The organism is Vibrio sp. 10N.286.48.C11, assembly GCF_041469805.1.
GTDB lineage: Bacteria > Pseudomonadota > Gammaproteobacteria > Enterobacterales > Vibrionaceae > Vibrio > Vibrio crassostreae_C.
Genome location: NZ_JBFRLK010000020.1, coordinates 47722 through 60407, shown reverse-complemented (window position 1 = coordinate 60407; position 12686 = coordinate 47722). Strand labels below are relative to the sequence as shown.

Genomic DNA, 12686 nt, shown 5'->3' with positions numbered 1-12686 from the left:
CACCATACTGAAAAGCGCGGATTATCGCTGATGGAAAAAGTAGGGAATATTGAGAATGAGTGACGCGTTATATTGGCATGTTTCTGGGCAAGGGCCTGATTTAGTACTGGTTCACGGCTGGGGAATGAACGGTGCGGTATGGCAACAAACCGTTAATGCATTACAAGCTGATTTTCGAGTGCATGTTGTCGATTTACCAGGGTATGGACACAGCGCGCACTGCCACGCTCAAGATCTTGAAGAGATTGCTCAGCAGCTTTTGGCCGAAGCACCAAAGCAAGCGATTTGGGTGGGTTGGTCACTTGGAGGCTTGGTCGCAACGCACATGGCTCTCCATCACTCAGATTACGTGAGCAAGCTGGTGACTGTCGCCAGTTCTCCCAAATTCGCCGCTGCAAAAGAGCCCGTGTTATGGCGAGGCATTCAGCCCAACGTATTAAGCGCATTCACCGAGCAACTGGTTGAAGATTTCCAAACCACCATCGAACGCTTTATGGCATTGCAAGCCATGGGCAGCCCTTCAGCAAGGCAAGATGTAAAACAACTCAAGCAAGCGGTGCTGTCTCGCCCGTTGCCGAACCCTGACTCATTATTGGCAGGATTAAAGATGCTGTCGGATGTCGATCTGCGTGAACAACTGCCTGAGATTTCAGTACCAATGCTACGCTTGTATGGTCGATTAGATGGATTGGTGCCAATCAAGGTTGCGAAAGACTTAGGCACAGCCTTGCCTCATACCGAGCAATACATATTTACCCAGTCTTCGCATGCACCGTTTATGACCGAAGCGGATGCCTTTTGCAGTGAGCTTGTCAGCTTCGCACAAAAATAATTGCTAAATATATATCCGGCTTGGTCGATATATAAGCTAATACCAATCACAGTAAGTAAGTGTTCAAAAATAGCGTAGGTAAAAGGCTTGAGAACAAGGCAGCTTTTTTTTTGACAAGTAGTTTCGATAAGTAGTTATTCTACAATCAAAAAATCTAACGCCGTTATCGAGCATTTTAACAAGCTAGGATGATCAGTTATTTACTACGATTGGTATAACACCAACGTGTTGCTTGATACTCAGACCTAACTCTCTCCTGAGCTGATTGCGGTAAGTTGGGCTATGCCTGTTGTGCTGACTCACAGTACAACAGCGTTATAGCAAAAACGATGGGCGATTCTTGAGGAGAGTTCGCGATGATTGTGTCACCTGCAACTGCAGTGAGTGTGCCACTAATCGCCCCGTCCGTTAATGTGCAAACAGAGCAAGTTGCGCGTGATAATAGAGTCCGAGAGCCTGTTGCTCCCGCAGTAGCATTGGCGAGAACCAATGCAGAGCGTAAGGTAAAATCAGACGATAAACGAAGGCAGCAGTCGGCTTGGGATCCTTCAGACCATCCAGGTTATGAAATGGAGAACGAGTCAGAGGCCAATTCGGTTAGCCAAGAAGAGCCACAAGACCCTTTTGATCGGCTGTTCAGCTTATTGGCACTGAAAACATACAGTGCTGATCAAGGCAAAGGTTATACCATGCGTTTCCGCCTGCCAAAGCATGTTTTAGATGCGGCGATTCAGGAAGGACAGATGGAGAAACGACGTAAGGTCATAAAGTATCATTATGGTCATGCTGTTGCGCCTCATGCTCCATCAGAGATGTTGGTGGTCTTATAAATCAAAAGTTTACGAGTCAACCAAGCTTCGATGTCTTTTTTGAACACATAATAAAAAAACCTGCATACCCTAAGGGATGCAGGTTTTCTGTTTTAAGCACATCAGCTTTTTAGATGAGCTAATGGATTACTTTTTCGCTTTAGCAAAAGCGGCAGCGAATGCTCCACCCATTGCAGCGTTTTGTTGCGGCTCTTCACGACGGCGTTGGCCACCTTGCGAGTTTTGATTCGAGCGGTTTTGTGTGCGAGGTGCACTTGAACGTTGAGCACGGTTGTCTTGTCCCGGCTCGTCCTTCATACGCATGCTTAGTGCAATACGTTTACGCTGAACATCCACTTCCATCACCTTCACTTTCACGATGTCGCCCGCTTTAACCACTTCACGTGGGTCAGAGACAAAGCGATCGGTGAGCGCTGAAATATGCACTAAGCCATCTTGGTGAACACCAATATCAACGAAGGCACCAAAGTTAGCCACGTTCGATACCACACCTTCTAAAATCATGCCCGGTTCTAGATCTGAAACACTGTTTACGCCATCGGCGAAGGTTGCAGTCTTGAACTCAGGGCGAGGGTCGCGTCCCGGCTTATCCAGCTCCTTGATGATGTCGGTGACCGTTGGAACACCAAAGTTTTCATTGGTGTAATCAACCGCGTGCAAACCACGTAAGAAGTCGGTGTTACCCACCAGAGATTTGATGTCTTTGTGGTTTTTCTCAGCGATGCTTTTCACTACTGGGTAAGCTTCTGGGTGAACCGATGATGCATCCAGTGGGTTTTTGCCATCCATAATACGTAGGAAGCCGGCACACTGTTCAAAGGCTTTTGGCCCCAAGCGTGCGACTTTTTTCAGTGTAGTACGTGCTTCAAAACGACCATTTTCATCACGGAAGTCCACGATGTTCTGAGCGATGGTGCTAGACAGGCCAGCAACACGAGTCAGTAGCGCAGCCGAAGCGGTATTCACATCAACACCAACCGCGTTTACACAGTCTTCGACAATCGCATCTAGGCGCTTAGCGAGCATAGTTTGGCTCACATCGTGTTGGTATTGACCCACACCGATCGATTTAGGGTCAATCTTCACTAGCTCTGCCAGTGGATCTTGCAGACGACGAGCAATAGACACCGCACCACGAATTGATACATCCATGTTCGGGAACTCTTTTGCAGCTAGTTCAGACGCGGAATACACCGATGCGCCCGCTTCGCTAACAATGATCTTTTGCGCTTTTAGGTTGCCGCGTTTAATTACGTCAGCCACAAAGCTGTCGGTTTCGCGTGAAGCCGTACCGTTACCAATCGCAATCAAATCAACATTGAATTGACGAACCATCTGCTCAACCACGTGTGCCGATTTGTCGTATTGCTTTTGAGGTGGGTGAGGGTAAATAGTTTCTGTTGCCAAAACCTTACCGGTTGAATCCACGACAGCGATTTTCGAACCGGTACGTAAACCTGGGTCCAAGCCTAAGGTTGCTCGAGGACCAGCTGGCGCTGCCATGAGTAGGTCTTTTAGGTTGGTTGCGAATACTTCAATCGCTTCGATCTCTGCACGCTCTTTCATTGCGCCCATCAATTCAGTTTCCATGTGCATAGAAACCTTAATGCGCCATGCCCAGCTGATCACTTGCTTACGCCACGCGTCCGCAGGAGCACTGCTCAGAGTAATGCCGTAGTGATCAGAGATAATGTTCTCACAGTAAGAACCACGAGCGCCTTCTTCTTGCTCAGGATCGGCATTCATCGCCAGTGTTAGGAAGCCTTCATTGCGGCCACGCAGCATGGCAAGTGCACGGTGAGACGGCACTTTGCTGAGTGTTTCGTTGTGCTCGAAGTAGTCTTTGAACTTCTCGCCTTCTTGCTCTTTACCTGTCACTACACGAGCGACTAGCTCTGAGTTGCGTGTTAGGTGTTGGCGAATCTTTTCAAGCAAGTTCGCATCTTCCGCAATGCGCTCCATGATGATCGCACGAGCACCATCGAGAGCAGCTTTGGTATCGGCAATGCCTTTATCGTTGCTGATGAAGTTCGCCGCTTCCGTTTCTGGATCGTGCTGTGGTTCATTCCACAGTGTGTCGGCAAGTGGTTCTAAGCCCGCTTCAATCGCGATCTGGCCTTTAGTACGGCGCTTTGGTTTGTATGGCAGGTATAAATCTTCTAGGCGAGTCTTGCTGTCTGCTTGAGTGATATCACGCTCGAGTTCTGGCGTGAGTTTTCCTTGGTCTTGAATCGACTTAAGAATTGTTTGGCGACGATCGTCTAGCTCGCGAAGGTATGAAAGGCGGCTATCAAGGTTACGTAGTTGGGTATCGTCTAAGCCACCCGTAACTTCTTTACGGTAGCGGGCAATAAAGGGAACGGTGTTACCGTCGTCAATTAGGTTTACTGCGGCAGTGACTTGCTCAGAACGGACATTCAGTTCTTCAGCGATCAGTCGACAGATAGCTTGGCTCATCCGATGAATCTCTTATTTAATATCGTGACAAATACATGGGGGTGAGCGTACGCTTTTTCTAGCTTTGGCTGTGTAATTATCCTGTCAGAAGTCGAATTTCCGTTTCTGATACCCGCTTTGTGCGAGATCTCTTACAAGTGATGTGAGACTAAGTCGCTTTAGACCGATGAAATCGTCTTGATGTTACACTAAGTTGCTGATTTTATTTGATTGTGTGTTTGTGGGCGTATTTCTCACCTGAAATGTTTTTTAAGACTATCTAGGAAACACGGCCATTTGCCGTAATATTTAACTTGTCGACAGGGAGTTGGCAGGAACAGGAAAAAGCCTAATGGACTAGGTATCTTCAGGATGAAGATTTGATTACTTAGGATGAGTGGTCAGCAAGGAAGTGATAATCTCTGGATGAGATTCGCCAGTCAGGATGACAGGCTAGAATGGACACCGCTAGGATGGCGATGAACAAAAAGGAAATTGGTTAAAGGATTTAGCCACTATCAAGGAAAGATGCAGGGAGCACCTTATCTCGAAGAGATAAACAGTAGCCGGATTGCTGCGATAGAGACTTAACCCCGCTAGGCGAAAGCCTTGCGGGGTTTTCTTTTATCTGGAGTTTGGGTTTGCTGAACACTCAGTTTATCGCTAAGTGTTTATTAAGTTTGGTTATTCGTTGTCTGCGTAGCGAATCGAGTTAATGAACCACTCTTTGTCGCCTTCCGGTGTTTTTACCGTAAACTCGTCATCTACTTCTTTCTTGAGCAGAGCTCTAGCCATTGGTGAGTCGATAGAGATATAGCCTTTAGCATCGCCGTAGATCTCTTCTGGGCCGACAATTCGAAACTTCTTAATTTCCCCATCATCATTCTCAATTTCGACCCAAGCACCGAAAAATACCTTACCTTCTTGTTGTGGCGAGTAATCAACGATCGTGACATCAGGTAGGAACTTTCTTAAAAAACGCACTCGGCGATCGATCTGACGAAGTAGACGCTTATTGAAGGTGTAATCTGCGTTTTCTGAGCGATCTCCAAGGCTTGCCGCCCAAGTGACTATCTTAGTAATTTCAGGGCGTTTCTCGTGCCATAAGTGGTCATGTTCTGCTTTGAGCTTGTTATAACCTTCTCGAGTAATAAGTTTGGTTTTCATAAATCTGACTTAATGAAATGATGATCTAAGATAGAATATATAGAAAGGCAACATACGTTAACAATTATTTAGGCGACTTTTTCTCCAATAATGTTACATTTTTAATGTCTTATACCAATATACAATTTACCAAGAATGCTTAACCTTAGGTTTAAGCTTTAATAGGTGGAACCATTACATGCAAGAAAACTACAAAATTTTAGTGGTCGATGACGATGCTCGTTTACGTGCACTGTTAGAGCGCTATCTGTCAGAGCAGGGCTTTCAAGTGCGTAGCGTGGCAAACAGTGAGCAGATGGACCGCCTGTTAACCCGTGAAAATTTTCACTTGATGGTATTGGATTTAATGTTGCCGGGCGAAGATGGTCTATCGATCTGTCGTCGTCTACGAAACGCAAACAACTCGCTACCAATCCTGATGCTTACTGCAAAGGGTGATGAAGTGGATCGCATTGTGGGCTTGGAAGTGGGTGCTGATGATTACCTGCCAAAACCATTTAATCCACGTGAACTGCTTGCTCGTATTAAAGCTGTACTGCGTCGCCAAGTCATTGAAGCACCGGGTGCACCAAGCACAGAAGAGTCTGTGGTTGAGTTTGGTGAGTTCCGCTTGAACTTAGGTACTCGCGAAATGTTCCGCGGTGAAGAGCCAATGCCGCTTACTTCGGGTGAATTTGCGGTTCTTAAGTCCTTGGTAACGAATGCTCGTGAGCCAATGTCTCGCGATAAGCTGATGAACATGGCTCGTGGCCGTGAGTATTCAGCAATGGAACGTTCTATCGATGTTCAGATTTCACGTCTGCGTCGTCTAGTTGAAGAAGATCCAAGCAAACCTCGCTACATCCAAACGGTGTGGGGCTTGGGTTATGTATTCGTTCCAGATGGCAAAGCTGTGTAATTCAGCTTAATAAGCTCTACAGTAGCTTTATCGATTCTGTGAATCTTACGGGTCATCTCATTAATATGCGATGGCCCGTTTTCTATTCAGCACAATGGTTTAGAGTTATAGTCATATAACACTTTCTTTATCTTTCTACATCTCGGGTACCCCATGCGTATACGTAGCTCCTTTACTCAGTCGATAGTGCTTTTCTTAACGCTATTGGTCGCTAGCCAAATTTTTTCTTATTACGCGGTGTTTAACTATGCGTTGATGCCAAGTTTGCAGCAGTTTAATAAGATTTTGGCTCACGAGCTAAACCTGGTATTGGACCAAGGCAGTGATATCGAGATCGATACGCCATTGCGTCAGCGTGTGCTTGAACAGCTCGGGGTAACCGTTCACGCCAAGGGCAGCGAAGCGGCGGGTGAGTATTACCATGCGGTCGCAATCGACCTGATGAGTGAGGAGATGACCAAGGAGCTGGGTTCTGAAACTGAAGTGCGGCTGATCTTGGGTAAAGAGAGCTATGTGCTTTGGATGGACATTGCGCAGTTACCCAACTCTTTAATTCGTATTCCGTTATCAGAGCTGCAAGAAGAGGATTTTGCACCACTGTTTCGTAACAGTCTGATCATGGCGCTGTTGATTGTCGCAGGTGGTTGGCTGTTTATCCGATTGCAAAACCGTCCGTTGATAGCGCTAGAGAAAGCGGCGCAAGGTGTCGGGCGAGGTGATATTCCACCGGCATTGCCAGTTCAAGGCGCACAAGAGATTCGCTCGGTAACTCGAGCCTTTAACCAGATGTCGAAAGGCATCCAAGAGCTAGAAGAAGACCGCGCCTTGTTGATGGCGGGTATCAGCCATGATTTACGTACTCCGTTAACGCGTATTCGCTTAGCAACCGAGATGATGTCGCCAGAAGACAGCTATTTGGCGGAAGGCATCATCAGTGATACCGAAGAGTGTAACGAGATCATCAGTCAGTTCATGGATTACCTAAAGCCTGTTGACAGAGACTCATTCCAAGCGGTGTTTGTCGATGATATTGCGCGAGAAGTCTCTAGCTCTGAAGGTGGCTATGAGGTCCAGATTGAAACCGATATTCCAGAAACCATGAAACCTGCGTTGGGCAACCCGATCGCAATGAAGCGTGCTGTGAGCAACTTGGTGGTGAATGCGCTGCGTTACGGTAATGGTTGGGTCAAGGTATCAACTGGTATGACGGCGGATAACAAGCTTGCTTGGGTGACGGTAGAAGATAACGGGCCGGGTATTCCACAAGACCAGATCGGAAAGCTGTTTGAACCTTTCACGCGTGGTGACACGGCTCGTGGTAGCGAAGGAACGGGCTTGGGCTTAGCAATTGTGAAACGTATCGTTAGCCAGCATCAAGGTGCTGTTGTGGTCAATAACCGCAGTGAAGGTGGCTTAAAAGCGCAGATCAGTTTCCCGGTTAAGCCCTAGTTATCATCGGTCCGTTTGATGACGATAAGTTCGGTTCGGGGAACGGTTAAGAGATCCCCGACTCGGTCATTCTTCCCTCTCCGAGGATGACGAATTGCTAACCATGGACTTTGATGATGAAAGTTTACTTTGATCGTCATTCCCTATCGTGAGGAACGAGCGAATAGGGAATCTCGCTCTTGCTTGATGAAAGTAACGCACACTAAAAAGGCTTCCTTGAGGAAGCCTTTTTTACGTTTGAATACGGTCTCAGTGTTAACTATGCCTTAGTGTTAACTACGCCTTAGAGTAAACATCGCGTTCACCCAACCAACGGTTGATGATCGCCTTAGCATTGTCTGGGTAGCTATCGTGAATATGACGCGCAATACACTGCACTTCAGGTATCAAACGTTGGTCACGAATTAGATCGGCGATCTTGAAATCAGCCAAGCCAGTTTGTTTGGTACCGAGCAATTCACCGGGGCCACGGATTTCTAAGTCGCGCTGTGCAATCACAAAGCCATCGTTACTTTCACGTAGCACACCTAGGCGTTTCTGAGCGGTTTTAGACAGCGGAGAGTGATACAACAATACACAATGACTTGCGACCGAACCTCGGCCGACACGGCCACGCAGTTGGTGCAGTTGCGCTAGGCCAAGACGTTCTGGGTTCTCGATGATCATTAAGCTCGAATTCGGAACATCCACACCAACTTCAATCACGGTTGTCGCAACCAATAGATGCAGCTTGTTCTCTTTGAACTCTCGCATCACCGCTTGTTTCTCGGCGGGTTTCATACGGCCATGGACTAAACCAATTTTTACGTCAGGCAGTTTGCGTTGTAGCTCTTCTGCTGTATCAGCTGCAGCTTGAGCTTCCAGTACTTCCGATTCATCAATCAGCGTACATACCCAGTAGGCTTGTTTGCCTTCATTGAGACACGCATTTTTCACACGTTCAACAATGTCATCGCGCTTGGTATCAGGAATTGCCACGGTTTGAATTGGGGTTCGTCCCGGTGGCAGTTCATCAATAATCGAAGTTTCGAGGTCGGCATAGGCCGTCATTGCTAACGTTCGTGGGATTGGGGTAGCGGTCATGACCAACTGATGTGGGTAGTAGCCTTGCTTTGCGCCTTTCTCACGTAGCTCTAATCGCTGGTGGACACCAAATCGGTGTTGCTCATCAATGATCACTAAACCAAGGTTTTTGAACTCGACATGCTCTTGGAACAGGGCATGAGTACCGACCACCATTTGCGCTTCGCCACTGGCAATACGTGTTAGTTCAGTTTCACGAGCTTTGCCTTTGAGCTTACCTGCTAGCCATCCAACTTGAATACCCATTGCCTCAAACCAGTTGGCAAAGTTAATCGCGTGTTGTTCTGCGAGTAGTTCAGTGGGTGCCATAAGTGCTACTTGTTGACCGTGTTCCAATGCGCGAACCGCCGCCAGTGCAGCGACTAAGGTTTTACCAGAGCCCACATCACCTTGCACTAAACGCATCATAGGATGCGGCTTTTCCAAGTCAGCTTCGATCTCTTTGGTCACTCGTGCTTGGGCATTGGTTGGTGAAAACGGCAGCTGAGCCAGTAGCTTATCTTTAAGGGTGTTTACTGGAGGAAAAGGCATTGCCTTGTCTTGCTGCCCTTTGCTACGAACAGACAACATAGACAGGTTTTGAGCCAGTAACTCTTCCATAATTAGGCGCAGTTGCGCAGGGTGCTTGCCTTCATCAAACAGCTCTAGGTCAATGCCCGGGGGCGGCCTGTGAATGGTATGCAGTGCTTGTGCGAGGGTAATTTGGTGGTCGTATAAACCTGATGGGAGAAGCTCGTTAACTGCGGCCTTGTCGATTAGCTCTAAGGCTTGATCGGTAAGATTACGCAGCGTGACTTGTCTTAGCCCTTCGGTGGTTGGGTACACCGGAGTCAGATTGGCTTCAACGTCTGGCTGTTGCCTAGGCGCAAAGAATTTGTAGTCGGGATGGACAATCTCCAGCCCCATGTTACCGCGCTTGATCTCACCGTAGGCATGCACTTGTTTGCCTTCAGCAAAGTTGTTCTTCATACCTGCGGTGAAGTTGAAAAAGCGTAGGGTAATAGTGCCGTTACCATCGCTGATCTTTACCGCCAACATCTTACGTTTACCGAAAATGGTATCGACATGCATGACCTTGCCTTGCACTGCAGCCCATAAGCCCGCGTGCAGTTTTACGATGGGGTAGATACGTGTTCTATCTTCATAGCGCAAAGGCAGGTGAAAAAGCAGATCTTGTACGTTGTTAAGCCCAACCTTTTCCAGTTTCTCTGCGACTTTAGCGCCGACTCCAGATAAAGAGTTGAGAGGGATAGCAGATAAAAGCTGTGACATAACAAGGCTCATAAACGTAAGAGAGATGATCTATTCAAGCATTTTACTGGATTTTTGTACAGGCAGGAATGGGAGGGAGCGCGGTAAATACTAGGATTACGGTTATAAAAATCCCCTTAAGCGATAAAGCATTAAGGGGATTTAAATTCTTGGCAAAACTATTATCAAGTTTAAACGTTAGTTCTTACGACGTCTTACTTTCAGCGCGTGTGGCATCACACGTAGCTTTTTCATAATACTTGCAAGATGAACACGATCTTTGGTGGTCAGCAAGATAGTCACTGTGTACAGGCGTCCATCACGTTCTTCAGTTGAAATACCGTGAATGTTCGAGCCTGTTTTCGAGATAACGTTAGTTAACTCAGCCAGTGCACCTTGGTGATTCTGCAGATCAACCTGAAGTTCAGCAGTGAACTCTTGGTCGTAATCGTCAGACCATTCAACCGCCATGTATTTGTCTGGTTCTTTCTGGTAACCACGAACGTTTGGACACGTTTCACGGTGAACCACAAGGCCACGACCTGGCGATACATGGGCAATGATGTGATCATCTGGAATTGGGTGACAACAGTTAGCGAACGTCAGTAGTAGACCTTCAGCACCACGGATAGCCAATTTCTTCCTTGGTGTGTCGCTGTTGTTTTCCACTTCAGTCAGTTCGTCAGCATCACCCAGTAGACGACGAGCAATAACGATACTCATCAGCTCACCAAGACCAATCGATGCCAGTAAGTCTTCAACATTGTCTAGGCGAAGATCAGACAATACGTGGTCAATATTCTCTTGGCCGATATCGGCAATAGAGTGTTCGCCAAGTGCATGATTCAGTAAACGACGGCCTAGCGTGATCGACTCTTCACGACGCATGGTTTTTAGAACCTGACGGATCTTTGTACGTGCGCGTGAGGTCACTACGTAGTTGAGCCATGCTGCATTCGGACGTGCGCCCGGAGCACTGATGATCTCAATAGTTTGACCGTTCTTCAGCGATTTGCTGAGTGGGTAAGGGTTCATGTCTACACGAGCACCTACACACATGTTGCCGACATCGGTATGCACCGCGTAAGCAAAATCGACCGCTGTTGCGCCTGCCGGAAGCTCGACAATGCGACCCTTCGGCGTGAACACGAAGATCTCATCTGGGAACAGATCAGACTTAACGTTTTCAATGAATTCGAATGAGTTACCCGCGCTTTGTTGCAGCTCAAGTAAGCTCTGCATCCAACGTTGTGCTTTAACCTGTGCGGTTGTGCCATTACTGCTGCGTGAGCCGTTGCCTTTGTAAGACCAGTGCGCTGCGACACCTTTGTCTGCCATTTGATCCATATCTTCAGTACGGATCTGAACCTCAACTGGCACCCCGTGAGGGCCGATCATTGACGTGTGCAGAGATTGGTAGCCGTTGGCTTTTGGTACCGCAATGTAATCTTTCATGCGGCCAGGGCGAGGCTTGTACAGGCTGTGAGCCTGACCAAGTACGCGATAACAAGTATCTGGGGTATCAACCACGACGCGGAAAGCGTAGATGTCCATAATGGTGTGGAAGCGCTGCTCTTTAGTTTTCATCTTGTTGTAGATGGAGAACAGGTTTTTTTCACGACCAAGTACGCGAGCTGGTAAACCGACCTCTTCAAGGCGGCCTTCAATTTCGCTATGGATACGTTGGATCATTTCCTTACGGTTACCACGCGCAGCTTTCACTACGTTTTTAAGTACGCGATAACGGTTAGGATAGAGGGCTTCAAAGCCTAACTCTTCTAGTTCGGTCTTGATGTTATGAATACCAAGACGGTGAGCTAGTGGAGAATAAATCTCTAGGGTTTCACGAGCAATACGACGCTTTTTGTCAGGACGAAGTGCCCCAAGCGTGCGCATGTTGTGAGTACGGTCAGCTAATTTGATCAAGATAACGCGGATGTCTTGCACCATGGCGAGAACCATCTTGCGGAAGTTCTCTGCTTGCGCTTCTTTGCGATCACGAAATTTAAGCTTATCCAGCTTAGATACACCATCAACCAATTCAGCAACGGTATTGCCAAATTTTTCCTCTAGATCTTCTTTAGTGACATCACAGTCTTCGATGACATCATGAAGCAGAGCAGCTTGCAGGGTTTCGATATCCAGACGCATTTCTGCCAGGATTCTTGAAACAGCTACAGGGTGGATAATGTATGGTTCACCGCTTGAGCGGGTTTGCCCTTCATGGGCGTCTCTCGCTACCACATAAGATTGACGCAGAGCCTCAATTTGAGGCTCTGTTAGGTATTCTTGGGCAACGTCTTTGAGGCTATCGAATAGATACAAATTAAAGGCCCGGAAGGTTAATTAGTTCGAATGACGCTTTTTGCGAATATGAGCTAACGAGTGTGAGCGATGCTGCTTACTGCTGCAAGTTCAGCCGCTTCTTGCTCTTGTTGCTCTTGACGTTCACGAGCATCTAGTACGTCTTTAGTGATAAGACCTTCTTCGATTTCGCGAAGAGCGATAACCGTTGGCTTATCGTTTTCTTCAGGCACTAGTGAATCTTTACCGCCAGTTTGCATTTGACGTGCGCGGCGAGCCGCAATAAGAACTAGGTCGAAACGGTTGCCAACTTTTTCAACAGCGTCTTGAACAGTTACGCGTGCCATGAGGACTCCAAATAGTAATTAACTAATAAATTTTTGATGACGAGAAAGTATACAAGTTTAACTAGATACTTTCTAGATCACCGTATACT

Annotated in this window: 9 protein-coding genes; 4 read left to right on the top strand and 5 right to left on the bottom strand. The window is 47.2% G+C overall.

The window, feature by feature from the left end; all coding sequences use genetic code 11:
- Positions 1-55 precede the first annotated feature (55 nt).
- The gene (gene bioH, locus AB4209_RS07085; RefSeq protein WP_017063077.1) at positions 56-832 is read left to right on the top strand and encodes a pimeloyl-ACP methyl ester esterase BioH; all 777 of its coding nucleotides are present in this window, start codon (positions 56-58) and stop codon (positions 830-832) included.
- A gap of 356 nt (positions 833-1188) precedes the next feature.
- Complete coding sequence (locus tag AB4209_RS07080; RefSeq protein ID WP_017063078.1) at positions 1189-1662, top strand: hypothetical protein; 474 nt, start codon at positions 1189-1191, stop codon at positions 1660-1662.
- 126 nt (positions 1663-1788) lie between these two features.
- Here the strand turns inward: AB4209_RS07080 and AB4209_RS07075 are convergent, their stop codons facing one another.
- Together AB4209_RS07075 and greB are read right to left on the bottom strand one after the other, a co-directional pair.
- The gene (locus AB4209_RS07075) at positions 1789-4119 is read right to left on the bottom strand and encodes a Tex family protein (protein ID WP_102394585.1); all 2331 of its coding nucleotides are present in this window, start codon (positions 4117-4119) and stop codon (positions 1789-1791) included.
- 663 nt (positions 4120-4782) lie between these two features.
- Complete coding sequence (greB, locus tag AB4209_RS07070) at positions 4783-5265, bottom strand: transcription elongation factor GreB (protein ID WP_017062470.1); 483 nt, start codon at positions 5263-5265, stop codon at positions 4783-4785.
- A gap of 178 nt (positions 5266-5443) precedes the next feature.
- Between greB and ompR the strand changes: the two genes are divergently transcribed.
- Together ompR and envZ are read left to right on the top strand one after the other, a co-directional pair.
- Positions 5444-6163 (top strand): two-component system response regulator OmpR, encoded by a 720-nt coding sequence (gene ompR, locus AB4209_RS07065; RefSeq protein ID WP_008218409.1) that lies wholly within the window; start codon positions 5444-5446, stop codon positions 6161-6163.
- Between the two features lie 153 nt (positions 6164-6316).
- On the top strand, positions 6317-7612 hold the full coding sequence (gene envZ, locus AB4209_RS07060) for a two-component system sensor histidine kinase EnvZ (RefSeq protein WP_372055309.1): 1296 nt from the start codon (positions 6317-6319) through the stop codon (positions 7610-7612).
- A 276-nt stretch (positions 7613-7888) separates the two neighbouring features.
- Here the strand turns inward: envZ and recG are convergent, their stop codons facing one another.
- The 3 genes from recG to rpoZ form a co-directional block, all read right to left on the bottom strand.
- A complete protein-coding gene (gene recG, locus AB4209_RS07055) occupies positions 7889-9967 on the bottom strand; it encodes an ATP-dependent DNA helicase RecG (protein ID WP_372055307.1) in 2079 nt (692 codons plus the stop codon).
- A 177-nt stretch (positions 9968-10144) separates the two neighbouring features.
- Positions 10145-12271, bottom strand: a complete 2127-nt coding sequence (spoT, locus tag AB4209_RS07050; protein ID WP_102398526.1) for a bifunctional GTP diphosphokinase/guanosine-3',5'-bis pyrophosphate 3'-pyrophosphohydrolase — start codon at positions 12269-12271, stop codon at positions 10145-10147.
- 53 nt (positions 12272-12324) lie between these two features.
- A complete protein-coding gene (rpoZ, locus tag AB4209_RS07045) occupies positions 12325-12597 on the bottom strand; it encodes a DNA-directed RNA polymerase subunit omega (RefSeq protein WP_009848003.1) in 273 nt (90 codons plus the stop codon).
- Positions 12598-12686: the final 89 nt, after the last annotated feature.